General features: G+C 69.5%; 15 protein-coding genes. 9 read left to right on the top strand and 6 right to left on the bottom strand.

The window, feature by feature from the left end; all coding sequences use genetic code 11:
- Positions 1-47 precede the first annotated feature (47 nt).
- Together IDM40_RS16065 and glpX are read right to left on the bottom strand one after the other, a co-directional pair.
- Positions 48-1,643 (bottom strand): hypothetical protein, encoded by a 1,596-nt coding sequence (locus IDM40_RS16065; protein WP_235997654.1) that lies wholly within the window; start codon positions 1,641-1,643, stop codon positions 48-50.
- 934 nt (positions 1,644-2,577) lie between these two features.
- Complete coding sequence (gene glpX, locus IDM40_RS16055) at positions 2,578-3,594, bottom strand: class II fructose-bisphosphatase (RefSeq protein WP_407939980.1); 1,017 nt, start codon at positions 3,592-3,594, stop codon at positions 2,578-2,580.
- Positions 3,595-3,722: 128 nt separating this feature from the next.
- Here glpX and IDM40_RS16050 point away from each other — a divergent pair, with 128 nt between their 5' ends.
- Together IDM40_RS16050 and IDM40_RS16045 are read left to right on the top strand one after the other, a co-directional pair.
- The gene (locus tag IDM40_RS16050; RefSeq protein WP_193122877.1) at positions 3,723-4,346 is read left to right on the top strand and encodes a TetR/AcrR family transcriptional regulator; all 624 of its coding nucleotides are present in this window, start codon (positions 3,723-3,725) and stop codon (positions 4,344-4,346) included.
- Between the two features lie 179 nt (positions 4,347-4,525).
- Positions 4,526-5,140 carry a DUF4245 domain-containing protein gene (locus IDM40_RS16045; RefSeq protein WP_193122812.1) on the top strand — a complete coding sequence of 205 codons (615 nt, stop codon included), beginning with the start codon at positions 4,526-4,528 and terminating at the stop codon, positions 5,138-5,140.
- A gap of 115 nt (positions 5,141-5,255) precedes the next feature.
- On the opposite strand, the gene IDM40_RS16040 is transcribed toward IDM40_RS16045, so the two are convergent.
- Positions 5,256-6,251, bottom strand: a complete 996-nt coding sequence (locus IDM40_RS16040; RefSeq protein ID WP_193122811.1) for a 4-hydroxy-3-methylbut-2-enyl diphosphate reductase — start codon at positions 6,249-6,251, stop codon at positions 5,256-5,258.
- A 317-nt stretch (positions 6,252-6,568) separates the two neighbouring features.
- Here IDM40_RS16040 and IDM40_RS16035 point away from each other — a divergent pair, with 317 nt between their 5' ends.
- Positions 6,569-7,198: a hypothetical protein gene (locus tag IDM40_RS16035; protein WP_193122810.1), complete on the top strand. Its 630-nt coding sequence runs from the start codon at positions 6,569-6,571 to the stop codon at positions 7,196-7,198.
- A 4-nt stretch (positions 7,199-7,202) separates the two neighbouring features.
- Here the strand turns inward: IDM40_RS16035 and IDM40_RS16030 are convergent, their stop codons facing one another.
- Positions 7,203-8,477 (bottom strand): tyrosine-type recombinase/integrase, encoded by a 1,275-nt coding sequence (locus IDM40_RS16030; protein ID WP_193122809.1) that lies wholly within the window; start codon positions 8,475-8,477, stop codon positions 7,203-7,205.
- The gene (locus IDM40_RS16025; protein WP_193122808.1) at positions 8,464-8,901 is read right to left on the bottom strand and encodes a helix-turn-helix transcriptional regulator; all 438 of its coding nucleotides are present in this window, start codon (positions 8,899-8,901) and stop codon (positions 8,464-8,466) included. The genes IDM40_RS16030 and IDM40_RS16025 overlap by 14 nt, the downstream gene beginning before the upstream one ends.
- 136 nt (positions 8,902-9,037) lie before the next feature.
- Here IDM40_RS16025 and IDM40_RS16020 point away from each other — a divergent pair, with 136 nt between their 5' ends.
- The 6 genes from IDM40_RS16020 (at position 9,038) to IDM40_RS15995 (ending at position 13,838) form a co-directional block, all read left to right on the top strand.
- Complete coding sequence (locus IDM40_RS16020; protein WP_235997653.1) at positions 9,038-9,253, top strand: helix-turn-helix transcriptional regulator; 216 nt, start codon at positions 9,038-9,040, stop codon at positions 9,251-9,253.
- A complete protein-coding gene (locus tag IDM40_RS16015) occupies positions 9,250-9,591 on the top strand; it encodes a hypothetical protein (RefSeq protein ID WP_193122806.1) in 342 nt (113 codons plus the stop codon). The genes IDM40_RS16020 and IDM40_RS16015 overlap by 4 nt, the downstream gene beginning before the upstream one ends.
- Entirely contained in the window at positions 9,588-12,332 is a 2,745-nt protein-coding gene (locus tag IDM40_RS16010) for a DUF3987 domain-containing protein (protein WP_193122805.1), read from the top strand. The genes IDM40_RS16015 and IDM40_RS16010 overlap by 4 nt, the downstream gene beginning before the upstream one ends.
- Before the next feature lie 52 nt (positions 12,333-12,384).
- Entirely contained in the window at positions 12,385-12,579 is a 195-nt protein-coding gene (locus IDM40_RS16005; protein ID WP_193122804.1) for a hypothetical protein, read from the top strand.
- A complete protein-coding gene (locus tag IDM40_RS16000; RefSeq protein WP_193122803.1) occupies positions 12,557-13,336 on the top strand; it encodes a hypothetical protein in 780 nt (259 codons plus the stop codon). Before IDM40_RS16005 ends, IDM40_RS16000 begins: the two co-directional genes overlap by 23 nt.
- Before the next feature lie 127 nt (positions 13,337-13,463).
- Complete coding sequence (locus IDM40_RS15995) at positions 13,464-13,838, top strand: phage terminase small subunit (protein WP_235997651.1); 375 nt, start codon at positions 13,464-13,466, stop codon at positions 13,836-13,838.
- 357 nt (positions 13,839-14,195) lie between these two features.
- Here the strand turns inward: IDM40_RS15995 and IDM40_RS15990 are convergent, their stop codons facing one another.
- A complete protein-coding gene (locus IDM40_RS15990; protein WP_235997650.1) occupies positions 14,196-14,570 on the bottom strand; it encodes a hypothetical protein in 375 nt (124 codons plus the stop codon).
- Positions 14,571-14,677 lie beyond the last annotated feature (107 nt).

Here is a 14,677-nt window from a genome sequence, read left to right as displayed (position 1 = left end):
AGCGGGAACACCCCGCGGGGCCGGCGCGAAGCCGTACCCCGGGCGGGTCAGTCCTCGCCGTCACCGCCGCTGGGCGACCACCGCAGCTCGCCGGAGAGCCGGTTGCCGTCCTCGCCCGGGGTCACCGCGAACCCGACGGCGCCCCACTGGTCGGCGTCCTGCACGCTGTTGTCCTGGGCCAGCACCTGGCGCAGGTCGAAGAACCCGGCCACGACCGCCTCGTCCATCTCCTGCATGGTCTGCTCGAAGACCGCGTCGTCGGCGAGGGCGCCCGTGGAGCTGGAGCCCTCCTGCACGACCACGGTGCCGTCCTCGTCCGAGACCGCGGGCGGCTGGCCGTAGGGGCCCACCATCAGGTCGTTCACGAAGTCCTCGACCACCTGGGCGTCGCCGCCCTCGGCCCGGTACATGAACGACGCCTCGCCGCCGGTCTCCTCGAAGAAACCGTCGGAGTCCTGACCGGTGAGGCCGAAGACCGTCGAGGAACCCAGGAGCGCGCCGAAGCCCTCCGGCAGGTGCGCGCCCACCGAGTTCAGGTCGCGCTCCATCTGCTGGAAGTCGCGGTTGTCGGTCAGGAAGTCCAGCTCACCGTCGTCGTAGGCCTCGGTGAGGGCGCTGTCCAGGCCGGTCGCGCCGAACGCCATCACGGTGTTCTCCGGAAGCTGCCCGATGGCCTCCACACTGCCGGTCTCGGCGTCGGCCAGCCACGTCATGTCGGAACCGTCGACGGACCAGTCCGTGAGCGCCGAGTCCACCTGCAGGTACGAACCGTCGATGTGCAGTGCCGCGCTGACCCGGCCGGAGATCTCCGTGGGGCCGGTCGCCAACTCGGCGCGGACCTCGTCCGTGACCTCGGCTTCCTCCATGGCCGCCAGGTCGCCCCACGCGGTGGCGAGGCTGCCCGAGGGCAGGTCGGACATGTCGGAGGAGAAATCGTCGGCGGAGTCGAGCGTCCCGTGCTCGTCCACCTGGCGCTCCAGGTCGCCGAGGGAGGCGCTGTCCGGGGTCAGCAGCACGAAGCCGTCGGTGACCTCGTAGTGGAGGTCGTCGTACTCGCTGGAGATGGCGTCGAACTCCTCCTCGGCCAGGCGCTCGTTCTCCACCGACAGCGCGAAGGCCATGCCCGCGCCCCCGACCCCGGCCTCGGTGCCGACCGAGCTGTCGTCGGAGGGCCACATGCCCATACCGACGCCGTCGCCGATCCACTCCTGTACCGAGCCCTTGCTGGCCTCGGGGAAGGCGTCGCTGAACACGTCGGCGAAGAGCTCGTTCATGTCGCCGTCGTCGGCGTCGAGCTCCTCGGCCATCTCGTCGGGCAGCTGGTCGATGAACTGCATGAGCTCGACCGCCTGGTTGCCGTCGATCGACAGGTCGACCTTGGCGAACATGGCGGTATTGCCCGGGAGCACCGTCTCGGGCTGGTTCCCGGCGAAGTTCACCAGCGACACCGAGGCCCACACGGCACCGGCCATCACGATGACCGCGGTGGCGGCTGCGGCGGGGATGAGCCAGCGGTTGCGGCCGCCGCCGTTGCCGCCCGGGGGCACGGCGCCGCCGGAGTAGTGGCCGTAGGGGCCCGCGGGACCACCGGGGCCGCCGGGAGGCATGGGGCCGCCCGGGCCCATCGGGGCACCGGGACCCATGGGGGCGCCCGGACCACCGGGGCCACCGGGGCCGGCCGGACCGCCGGGCGGGACGGGGCCTCCCTGGCCGGCAGGGACGCCGGGGCCACCGGGCTGACCCGGTGCGGCGGCCTGCGGGGGCTGACCCGGCCCAGGCTGCCCGGGCTGCTGCGGCCACTGGGGCTGCTGGGAGGGATCGGGGAAGGACATCGGACCTCCGGCGGAGAACTGACGGGGCGCGGAACGCGCGGGCGAACCGGTGGGTCTGATGCCCACCGACCCCCGGATGGTTCGCGATCGGTACCCGTCGGGTGTGGTCAGGGGAGAATTCGGGGGATCTGGCTGCAGGGGGAGGGGTGACCGGTACCGGCCGTGAGGCCCGCTCGCGCGGCACACGGGCGGACCTTCGGGACGCTTCCCGGCGCCCCGAGGCGTGGGAAACGGGACACCTCCCCTTCGGCCCTGGGGCCCGTTCGGCGAGGACCGGCCCACTCCGCCACCCGCCACCACCCTCGACGGACGCCTGGCGGTGCAGGACCCGTCCGAGCGACGGAAGGCGTCCACCGAACAGATCCCGGTCGGGCAGCTGGTGGAGAGGTGGCCGGTTCACGGGCATCCCGGGTTCCAGGGTACGAACCGGGCCGTCGTGCCCGGTCCGCGGGGGCGCCGCCGACCCCGCCCGAACGCCCAGGTGGAACCGGGTGCCATGCCGAGGTGGGGTCCGAGCGGACCGGGATGTGCCACCGGGCACCCCCTCGCGGCGGTGCCGAGGCCACGACCGGGGTCCCCGTACCCGTTGCCGGGGCCGAGAGCCGACCGCCACGACCGAGCGGACGGACCCGCCCGGAACCGGACCCGGCCGCGTGCCCCCGTGCCGGGAGCCGCGGGTACGCCCCTGGCCCGCCCGAACCCACGAGCGGCCCTGCCCGGAAAGGACCGGCCCCGCGGGACGGCCTCAGGAAGCGGTGTTCAGGTCCACGCCACTGTAGGCCGAGAGCTTGCTCAGCCGGTGCTCGCTGTGCACCTGGCGCACGGTGCCGCTGCGCCCGCGCATCACCAGCGAGTCCGTGTGCACCCGCGCGGACTCGTACCGCACGCCGTCCACCAGCTCGCCCTCGGTGATGCCCGTCGCCGCGAAGAACACGTCGTCGGAGCGGACCAGGTCGTCGGTGGACAGCACACGGTCCACGTCGTGCCCGGCCTCGACCGCCCTGCGGCGCTCCTCGTCGTCCTTGGGCCACAGGCGGCCCTGGATCACACCGCCCAGGCACTTCATCGCACAGGCGGTGATGATGCCCTCCGGGGTGCCGCCGATGCCCAGCAGCAGGTCCACACCGGTTCCCTCACGGGCCGCCATGATCGCGCCGGCCACGTCGCCGTCGGTGATGAACTTGATGCGGGCCCCGGCCTCGCGCACCTCGTCCACGATCTGCTTGTGGCGCGGGCGGTCGAGGATGACCACCGTGATGTCCTGCGGGGACTTGCCCTTGGCCCGGGCCACGGCGCGCACGTTGTCGCCCACCGGGGCCGAGATGTCCACGACGTCCGCGGCCTCCGGGCCCGTCGCCAGCTTCTCCATGTAGAAGACCGCCGACGGGTCGAACATGCTCCCGCGCGGGCTCAGCGCGATCACCGACACCGCGTTCGGCATCCCGTTCGCCGTCAGGGTGGTGCCGTCGACCGGGTCGACCGCCACGTCCCAGTCGTGCCCGCCGCCGTCGCCGACGTTCTCACCGTTGTAGAGCATGGGGGCGTTGTCCTTCTCGCCCTCGCCGATGACCACGGTGCCGTTCATCGAAACGGTGCTGATCATGTGCCGCATGCCCCGCACCGCGGCGCCGTCCGCGCCGTTCTTGTCGCCCTTGCCGACCCAGCGGGCGGCGGCGAGCGCAGCCGTCTCGGTCACACGGACCAGCTCCAACGCCAGATTGCGATCGGGCGTGGTGGGGTTACCGGGCTGCGACATGGACATGACACCTTCCGTCAGGGAACAGGGCGGGATGCACGTCTTAGGGTAGTCACCCGACGTGAACCGAGCGGCCCGTGGGTCGGCCGTGTCACGAGCGGGCCGACCGGCGACGGAGTGAAGAGGGCGTGACTGTGGACAGGACGGGCAAACCCACGAGGACCTCCCCCCGAGGGGCGGCCACGCGCAGCGCACTGCTGCGGGCAGCGGCCCAGGTCTTCCGGACCGTCGGGTTCGCCAAGGCCGGCGTCAGCGAGGTCGTGTCCGTGGCCGGTGCCAGCGTCGGCAGCCTCTACCACCACTTCAGCGGCAAGGCCGACCTGTACCTGGCGCTGTACGAGGAGTTCCAGGAACGCCAGCAGGAACGCACCCACCAGGCGGTCGTCGAGGCACGCGCGGCGGGTGAGGGCGATCCCACACGCCTGATGAACATCGCCGCACGCGCCTACCTCGTCGGCTGCATCGAGGAGCGCGAGACCACCCGCCTGTTCTTCAGCGGCGACGGCCCGCCCGGGTTCGACTACCAGCTGCGGGAGCGGTTGACGGCGTGGACCGACCGGAACGTTGCGCTGTTCCGCAAGGCCGACGAGCCGGTCGACGAGGCGCTGCTGATCGTGGTCTCCGGCTCGATGCTCGTGGCCGTGGCCGAGGTCGTGCGCCGCGACGACGTCGACGCGCGCCGCCTGGCCGACGACATCACCGACCTGCTGAGCACGCTCCAGCCCCGGCGCCGCGACCAGGAGGTCGCCCCGGGGTGACGGCGCCTGCGCCGGGACGGGGATCGACCCGGAGTGGGGTCCAGCACACCGGGGGCCGGAACTCAGGGGGCCGGGTGCGCGGTGTCTGCGGTTCCGGGTCCCACCTCCCGGCCCTGCAGCGCGTCTAAGCCGGACCCGGGTCGGAGTCCCCGCCAACCTGCGGCAAGCTGGGACGTGCCATGAGTGAGTACACCCGGTCCAGCGCGACCTTCAAGAACTACGCCATCTCCCTCGGGATCATCGTCGGCATCCTGCTGTTGATGTACGTCGTCGTCGCGACCCGCTCGGAGGAACACATCCCGACGGTGGAGTACGGGCCGGACGCCGAGACCCTGCAGTCCGAGGCCGACTACCCCGTGACCCTCCCGCCGGAGGACCTCCCCGAGGGCTGGACCGCGACCAGCTCCCACCTCGACATCGGCGAGCCGGTCGAGTGGAGCCTGGGCTTCGCGACCCCGCAGGACAGCCACGTCATGATCACCCAGAGCGACGACGACCCGGAGATCGTGTTCGACGACCGGGTGCGCGACGCCGAACCGGTGGGCACGGTCAACGCCGGCGACCGCGAGTGGGACCACTACGACAACGAGGACGACTGGCGCGCCCTGGTCTCGGAGGAGGACGGCCACATCCTGGTGGTCTCCGGCCCCGCCGACCTGGACGAACTCGCGTACATGGCCGAGGGCCTGCGCGACGCCCCCGAGGACGGCGAAGGCAACGGCGGCGCCGGCTCCGAGGGCGAGGGCTCCGACGGGGCCGAGGGCGAGCCCGGGGACGACCCCTCCGACGCCTGACCCCCTGGTCCGACCTGGACCGGGACCGCACACGACCGGGGGCCGCCGTGCATCACGGCGGCCCCCGGTGTCGTTCGGGACGGAGCTCGGGAGGACCCCGCTCCGGCCTTCGTCGCTACTTCTGCGTCTCGGCCTGCTCCTGCTGCTCGGCACGCAGGTCGCGCCGCAGCTCCTTGGGCAGGGAGAAGGTCAGCTTCTCGTCCGCCGTGGTCACCGGGGTGACCGAGCCGTAGCCGTGGGCGGAGAGCTTGTCGAGGAGCTCGCGCACGAGGATCTCCGGCACGGAGGCGCCACTGGTCACGCCGACCGTGGTGACACCCTCCAGCCAGGACTCGTCCATGAGCGAGGCGTTGTCGATCAGGTAGGACGCGTCGGCGCCGGCGTCGAGGGCGACCTCGACCAGGCGCACGGAGTTCGAGGAGTTGTCCGACCCCACGACGATGACCAGCTCGCACTCGGGCGCCATGGCCTTCACGGAGTCCTGGCGGTTCGAGGTGGCGTAGCAGATGTCGTCGCTCGGCGGGTCGAGCAGGTTCGGGAACCGGTCGCGCAGCGCGTCCACGGTCTGGTTGGTCTCGTCCACCGACAGGGTGGTCTGGGAGAGCCAGGAGACGTTGTCCGGGTTGCGCACCTGGACCTTGTCGACCTCGTCGGGGCTCTCCACGATCTGGATGTGCTCGGGGGCCTCACCGCTGGTGCCCTCGACCTCCTCGTGGCCGATGTGGCCGATGAGGACGATGTCGCGGTCCTCGGAGGCGAAGCGCTTGGCCTCCTTGTGGACCTTGGTGACGAGCGGGCAGGTCGCATCGATCGTCTTCAGCTGCCGCTGGTCCGCCTGCTCGTGGACGGCAGGGGAGACACCGTGGGCGGAGAAGACCACGATCGCGCCCTCGGGGACCTCGTCGGTCTCCTCGACGAAGATCGCGCCCCGCTCCTCGAGCGTGCGCACCACGTGCGTGTTGTGCACGATCTGCTTGCGGACGTAGATCGGAGCGCCGTACTGCTCCAGGGCCTTCTCGACGGTGATGACGGCTCGGTCGACACCGGCGCAGTAACCCCGCGGGTTGGCGAGCAGCACACGGCGTTGGTTCGTCGCAGTCGTCGCACTCATGGGTCACATCCTAGGTGGGGTGCGGAGAGGTGGGTGTCCCTCGGGCCTTGTGTGGTATGCGGCACTGCGCCAGTACCACGCCCTGGTCCCACCGTAAGTGCTGTACGAATGTGACGGGATCGCAACGGGACGTATCCGGTTCCGCAGCGAAGCGCAGGGATCATGCACTTGTCCCCCTGCTCATGGTGTTCCACCCTCCTCTATCCTGGTTCACCATCACATCAGTCAGAGGCGGTTCGCCCTCAACTCGGCCTTGCCTGGTTTTCTGGAAGCGCGCCGCTGGCCCAACAGCCGAGACCCTCAGGAGCCCCCGTCCCATGTCGAACCCGTCGATCGTCACGAAGCTGTTGACCCTGGTCAAGGGCGCCTTCGGCAGCAAGGAGGCCGCGCCCGCCCCGGCCGCGGCGCCCGCAGCGAAGGAGCCCCGGGGAGAGGGCGAGGGGAACAGCGCCCCGGAGCAGGGGAACGCCGCGCCCGCCGAGACCGCCGAGGCACCGGAACCCGCCGGGGCCCCGGAGAAGTCCGAGACCGCCGAGCCCGCCGGGGAGAAGCCGGCGGAGAGCGTGACGGAGACCTCCTCCGAGGCGCCCGCCGCTGAGACCCCCGCCGCTGAGGCCCCGGTCGCCGACTCCGCCCCCGCCACCGACGACGTCCCCGAGAAGGACGCGGCGATCGCCCAGGAGCTCTCCACCAACGAGGCCCACACCGAGGTCGCCAGCGACGACGTCCTGGAGCGTGTGCGCAAGGGCGCAGCCCCCGCCGCCGAGGACCTCGCCGTGCCCACCTACGACGAGCTGACCCTCCCCTCGATCCGCGCGCGCCTGCGCAAGCTCACCATCGACCAGGTGCGCGACCTGCGCGCCTACGAGGTGGCGCACGAGTCGCGTCCGGAGTTCATCAAGATGTACGACAACCGCATCGCCAAGCTCCAGGCCGAGGAAAACTAGCTGGTCAAGGCGTGTGTCCTCCCCCGTCTGTGCCGTCCGGGCGCACATCGGGCGCACTCGCCGGGGGAGTGTTCGCCGACCATGCACGATCGATAGCGTCGCGAGCCCGCCCGTCGCTGCTCGGCATCATGTGCGCGTAGGTCCGCAGCGTGAACCCGGGATCGGAGTGGCCGAGGTATTCCGCCAAAGCCCGGATACTCACGCCCTCGTCCAGCGTCAAGCTGGCGTAGTGGTGGCGGAGCTGGTGGAACCCCTTGTCGTGCGCGGCCGGTATACGCTGACCCTCGGCAGGCCGGGGGAGTACACCGACCTCGACCAGCGCGGGTTTCCAGACGTAGGCGTTGAACGTGGTCTTGTTCAGGTGCTTGCCGCGCCTGGTGGTGAAGATCAGCCGTGCGGTGACCGGTGAGCCGCCTGGTTCCCGCCACGGGAGCGTGACCTCGACTGGTGGGCGGTCGGCGATGTGCTGAGACAGGACGTCGGCCACGTGGCGGGGGAGCGGTACGTCACGTTCCTTGCCGCCCTTCGGGGGAGCGAACACCCACCGGTTGCGGACCATCTTGATCTGACGCCGCACGATCACGTTCCGGTGCAGGAACTCAACATCGTCGGCGGCGAGGCCGAACACCTCTCCCTGCCGCATCCCACACCCGGCGCCGGGAGCCACAACGGCACGGCAGTACGACGGCAGCGCCGTCATGATCGCCGCGACACGCTCGACGCTCCACGGTTCAACCTTGCGCCGGGGGACTGTCGGTGCCTTCACCGAACCGGAGCGGCAAGGGTTCCGACCGATGATCTCGTCATCGACGGCGACCTGAAAGACCATGCTGAGGTTTTGGAACACGGTCTTGACGGTCTGCTCTCCGAGCTGGTCAAGCCGTCCCCGTAGCCACGCCTGCACCATGGACGGGCGAACGGCGCGCATCGCCTTGCCGCCCAGCTCGGGGAAGACATGGCGTCGCAGGCGCCGGCGCATCTCGTCACGGCTGGACTCGTCGAGGCTGGCATTGCTGAGAACCTCCTCAGCGAAGTCGCGAAGCTTGACGTCACCGGCCTTGGGGTCGACGTATTGCCCGCGCTGTAGGTCTCCCTCAGCGCGTTTCAGGTGTGCCTCAGCAGCCGCCTTGGTCTTGAACTTCGGCGACTTCTGGTTGCCGTTGTCGTCCCGGTACCGAGCCGCCCATCGCTTCCCGCGCCCGTATGCGGCGCTGCGCTCCTCGACCTTCGAACCGTCCGGTTGCTTGACGGTCTTGTGCCAGGTGTCAACGACCGGCATCGGTCTCACCTTCGTCTGAGGATGCAGGCGGTTCGGTCCAATCGCTTTCGGGGATGCTGCCCGGCCAGTTCAGTTCACGTTCGGGGCGTTCGCTCAAGTACATCTGGCGATCGCCTCTCGGGTACGGCTCGGTTCCTCGGAACCAGTGCCGGGCTGCGCCGGTCTTGAACAGGGACCCGTTCGGGGTGATCTCGTAAGCGCCCTCGTGGAGCGGGAACAGCAGGTGTACCGGAGCGACGTCGAGCACCACAGCCAGGGCGAGAAACTCCTGAACCGTGACGTTCTTCCGCCTTCCCCCTTCCAGCGCTCTGACGGTGAACCGGTCCCAGGGCACACCCTTCTCTGTGAGCTTCTCGCCGAGTTCGGCAGCGCTCCACCCCTTGCGGTTACGGAGCTCCTGGACGCGTCGAGCGATGGTCCCCATGGGGCTAGCAGGTGTAGGTGACATGGTTTCACCTTAACGAGGGCTTGCGCCACCATGCAAGGGCTGGCATCCTGGCTCACCAGAACGGGTATCTTTCGCTCGAATGGGTGAGATTTTTTCACCTTTAGGAGTTTCTTTGTCTCTTAAGTCATCTTCTCCCGCCCCACGACGCACCCTCGCCGACACCACCGATGTCGCCGAGTACCTCGACGTCCCAAAAGCCACCCTCGACAAGTGGGCGCACCTCGGCACCGGCCCCCGGTACAGCCGAGTCGGACGCCACCGCCGCTACCGGTGGGCCGACGTCGAGAAGTGGCTCGACGCGAACGCGCAGGGAGGTGCTGCCGCATGAGCAAGCACAAAAACGACCCCCGGCGCGGCCACGCCGAGGGTCGAACAGAAGCTCACGTGTACGAGCAAGCTCCCACCAGCGTAGTCGACTTGCACTATGACGACCAGTGCGCCCTCTGCACCGACCTCGCGCACCAGATGGCGGACAGCGTCCGGATCGACACCGCCGGCGTGCGACTTCGTATCGACTGCCACCACCAGGCCCCGAAGATCGTCGCCCCCGGCGACTGCCACCTCTGTGACCAAGCCGTTGCAGAGGACCCTGTAGCCCGAGCACTCCAGTCCTGGTGCGGTACGTCCCTGCTCGAATGCGACCACGGCGGGGAGGGGGCGAAGTGAACACGCTCCACATCCCCGAAATCGCCCCCGACGCCGACGTCCTGACCGCCGCGTTCGCCTACGCGGATGCCGGTTTCCGCCTCCTGCCGATCCGTAGCGGCAGCAAGCACCCGGGAAGCGTCGTCGGAGGCGTCTGGCACCTCAAGTCCAGTCGAGACCCCCAACAGCTCGCCGACTGGTTCCTCACTGACGGACACACCAGCATGGCCTTGCATGTAGGTCCCGGGGCCGTGGTGTTCGACGTCGACGACCCCGACCAGATGCCCGAGCCCCTCGCAGAGGCGATCACCGCACACAACCCGCCGTATCAGTCCACTCGTACAGACCAGCCCATGCGCGGGCACTACGTGTTCGCCACCCCGCACGGCCAGGGATACGGCAACAGCACCGGCGGCTTGGGCGGCGCGTGGGGCGAAGTGCGCGGGGAGAACGGCGTCATCGTCGTTGCTCCCTCCGAGCACGAAAAGGTTGAACAGGGAGGCCGGTACGAGTGGCTGACCGCCGGTGCCTTGCCTGTGCTGCCCGACGCGCTGGCCGAGAAGCTCACCCAAGCGCGAGAGTCCCGGTCCAAAGCCACGCGCGAGGAGGTCGAGGAGTTCCTCGACACCTACACCGCCCAGATGCGCCCTTATCTCCTGAACGTGATCGTTGAGCGGTTCGTGGCCCGGGCCAACGGCGGCTACTCGCGCCACGACAGCGTGAAGTTCGCCCTTCTGGACACGATGACCGAGGCCCGGGTGGGCATGTACGCGGCCCGGCGTTCCGAGGAGGCGCTCCGGCCGCTGCACGCCGAGATGATGGCCAAGCCGCGTACCGGCTCGGACCGGGTCCTCACGCCGAAGGAAGCCGATGCTGAGTTCGATGACGTGCTCGCGTGGGTCGTTTCGGCGGTCAAGGCCAAGACCGGCGCCGAACTGAACGGGGTCATCCGGGGGCTCACCGAACGAGTCCCCGAGACCCATGACCCCCTCGGATTCACAACCCACAAAACCCACAACCCCGGACAGGGGGCGTCAGAGTCGGGTTCTGGGTTTTCTGGGTTGCCGAACGAGGGAGGTCACGTATTCGAAGGAGCCCCCGTCCCTGTCCACTCGCCCCGGCTCCCGGCCTTCCCCACGGGGCACCTCGGAACTCTGGCCGAGTGGGTGCGCGCGGCGTCGGTGAGCCTCAACGTCTCCGAGGACATCGCCGCATTCTCCGCCCTGTCGGTGATCTCGGCAGCAGTCGGGGGGCGGCGCCGGGTCAAGGTCAAGGACGGTTGGACGGAGATGGTGTGCCTGTACGCCATGGCGTTGGCCGACTCGTCCGCACGCAAGACCCCGGCCCTGTCCTTGGCCATGGAGCCGCTCGAACGCGCCGCAGCAGAGTTGGCCGAGAAGGTGGGGCCCGAGGTCTGGCGACACAACGAACAGGTCGAGATCGCTGAGGCCCGGTACGAAAAGGCCAAGCAGCAAGCCAAGAGCGGCAAGGCCGACGACGCCGACCTTCAGATGGCACGTGACGAAGTGGAGGAAGCCGGAGCCCGACGACACCTGCCGCAGATCCTCGCGGGCGGGGACTCCACAATCGAGTATCTAGCCAAGACCATGGGCGAGCAGGGCGGACGCGTCGCCGTTCTCGGCTCTGAAGCCACGTTGTGGAAGCACGCGGCCGGGATCTACGGCAACGGACAAGCCAACATCGGGCCCCTCCTAGAGGGGTACACCGGTGTGGCCTACCACTCCGGCAGGGTCTCCCGTGGCGGGTCGTACATGCCTCACACCGCCGTCACCCTGGGGCTGATCATCCAAACGGGCATGGTCGAGGGTCTGTCCAAGCAGAACCCCGACTTCAAGGAGTCCGGTTTCCTGAACCGGTTCCTCATGGCGCTGTCCCCGCAGATGCCCCCGGGCACCTTCGACGCTCCCGGCATCCCGCCGGCCGTTGTCGCCGGGCTCGAATCCCGAGTGAGTGCCATCGTGCACCAGGTGTGGGCGGGCGAGACCGTAGCGACGTTGGACCTGACCGACCGAGCACGGCGCCGGTTCGGCAGTTTCTACAACGACGTCGAGCAGCGCAAGGGCGAGGGCGGCGACCTGCACGACTTGACTGAGTGGGCGGGCAAACTCTGCGGTCAGGTCGCCCGCGTGGCCGCGTGCATGGAGATCTACGACAATCCCGGTGCCGTCGAGGTCACCGAGGACACCATGGCGCGTGCCATCGAGCTGGCGCCGTACTTCATCGCGCACGCCCGGCGTGTGTTCGAGCTGATGGACGCACGTGCCGAGGGTGGACGTAAGCCCCTGGCGGACATCCTCGACTGGCTGGCCAAGAACACCCGCCCCGGTGAGCAGGTGTCCGTTCGGGATGTGTACCAGGGGCTCAACAGTCATCCGTGGGTGCGGCACGGTGGCGGCGCCGCCGTTGTCCGGGACGCGATGGTCGAGCTTGAGGATCTCGGGTGGCTTGCCGACGTGACCCCCGAGAGGCCGCCCGGGAAGAAGGGGCGTTCTCCCTCGCCGAGGTATGCCCTCCATCCGGATGTGCACGCGGACGGCCCCGCCGGAAGCGCAACCCACAAAACCCAGAACCCCGGACAGGGGGCGTCAGAGTCGGGTTCTGGGTTTTCTGGGTTGCCGAACGAGGGGGGTCATGAGCCAGAGCCCGCCACCGCAGCGTGCCAGACCCCCGGATGTGATCGCCGTGTCGCCCTCGACATGTGGCCTGACGGCCACTGCTTCGACCACCAGGCCGCCGCATAAGAGCCCGGGGCGCCCGCACCCGTGGGCGCCCCATCGACAAGGAGGAACAACTATGGCTGACCGCTACGAACTCGGACGCTGGTACTACGCGCGCGGCCACCGGCCGCGCGGCCCCGCCGGAGAGATCGACCCCGGCGAATCATCCGCTTACTCCCGCTCCCGGACCCTGACCACGTTCGGGCTCACCATCACCGACCACACCCGCAAGAACGAGGAGAAGAACGATGGCGACCACGAAGACCGCTGAACAGCACGACCCCGACCACCTGCAAGCCGAAGCCGACAAGATCGAACGCAAGTACCGGGCCGCCCGAGAAGCGGCACAGAAGGCCCGCGCCGCTGTTGAGTTCGCCCGGGAGAACGCCCTCACCAGCTATTGGCAGGAGCGCGTCATACGGTTCTACGACCAGGTGCACCCCCACGTCGCCACCACATGGCAGGAGTTCGAGAAGGCCGCTACCGGAGGCAGCGAGGAGGACACCCTCACCGCGTGGCGCCGGTTCGCCCTCGCCCGCGCACAGGCCCACGGGGAGCACGAGGCCCTACGGCGTGAGACACACCAACGAGGGCTACGGGGGGTGCGTCCCAGCCTTGCCCTACAGGCAGGGGGCTACGCCGAATGCCTGACCCAGGTCCTGACCCGGTTCGAGGAAGACCACCGCCACACCACCACCGCCCAGGTCCACGCCGATGCCGACGCTGTCGCAAAGGCTGCGGAAACAGGAGCGCGCAGCAGCGGCGAGGTCCCTGACGCGCCGGAGATCGTGGCGAGGTTCAAGCTCGGACCATCCGCCGTCGGCAGGGACAGCGGCGCGTACACGGTGAAGCTGAGCAGTCCTGGCGACGGGCGGACTGTGGTCTTCCGCGACGGCGTGTTCTACGCGCGCGACGTCGAGACTGCCGAGCTGATCCGAGCGCAGGCGCGCAGGAAGAGCATTCGCGAGATCAACGAACACGGCGAGGAGATCGACACCTTCGGAGACACGTTCATCCCGCGCCCGTGACCTCCGACGACACCAGGGGGATGACCCCCTTCCGGAGATCCACGAAAGGTCGCCGGGGAGGGCTCCGCCTGGTGCCGGTACCAGCCAACCTCAACGATCCCGCCCATTCGACAACGGAGAGTGACAGATGCCGGTGAAGAACGCGGCCAAGCCGCACAGCCGGGCCCATCGGCGCCCGGTCGCAACGGGGGCGCGGTCGGCGCTGGTCGACCTACCTCCGGCCGGGTGTGACCTTCCGGTGCCGCCCATGCCGCCGGGGCGTGAGTGGACGGTTGCTGAGGCGACACGATGGCGGGAGCTGTGGCAGTCGCCGCAGGCGACCCAGTGGGATGACACCGCGCGCGGAACGGTGGCGGTGCTGGTGGTGTATGAGTCCGCGATTTTGGCGGGTGAGGCGTCCGCGTGGATGGCGCAGGAAGCCCGCTACGCGAGTGAAGCGCTCGGGTTGACCCCGAAAGCGATGGCGGCGTTGGGGTGGCGCATCGCGGAGAGCGCCGAGTGAGCGCCCGCCGGCGTGCCCGTGCGGCCGCGATGGCGGCGCCGGTGGTGGAAGGGCTACCGGTGCCGCCCGAGCTCCTCGACGGCGACCACGTGGTGTGGCACCACCAAGGCCGGTACCGGGCGTGGATGCACGCGCGCGGCTGGTCGATGCCGGCATCGGAACGTTTCGGTGTGCCTGCGCACCCGGTCAACCGTCGTAAGGCTGCGGCTCGGGGGTGGGTGCGGGAGGCTGGTCTCGACGCTGGTTGGCGCCGGTTGGTCGAGTGGGGTGTGTGCGGGTGAAGACCCGCGCCCCGGGGGTGTCGACCAGTGCACATCCCCGTGTGTACATGGACCCCGAGGCGCGGGAGCTGTTCGCCTACTCGGGGTAGGGCGGGGCGATGTGAGGCCCGGGGTTGAGCATCTTCGCTTCCAGCGCGCCGGGGGTCGGTTCCATCAACGTCGGTTCGATCCCGGGTACGCGGGCGTTGGCCATCCAGTAGTTGGGGGTGCGCCATATGCGCCACTGGTGGGCGTGGGCGGCTTGGAGCCGGGCGAGTTCCTGCTCTTCCACGCGCACGAGGAGACCGGCGGGGGTGTCGGCACTCAGACGGGTCTCGCCGCGCGTGGCGCACCAGGGGCCGGCGTGGGGTTCGCGGCTGATGTCCCATGCCGGGTAGTCGGCCGCGATGACCTCGATAGCTGAGGGGTGCCCGTGCAGCGCCGCGCGGTCTTCCGCCCGTTGGTCCGTCATCATCTGCTCACCTCGGTTGTTGGAGTGAGCACGAAGCTACGGAAGGTGTGGCGGCAGTGACAGACACGGGACGTGGTAGTTCCAACCGGGGTGCCCGGCGACTACCA

The organism is Nocardiopsis coralli, from assembly GCF_014892575.1.
GTDB lineage: Bacteria > Actinomycetota > Actinomycetes > Streptosporangiales > Streptosporangiaceae > Nocardiopsis > Nocardiopsis coralli.
Note: the sequence above shows the minus strand (reverse complement) of the source record. Positions and strands in the feature narration are given on the sequence as shown.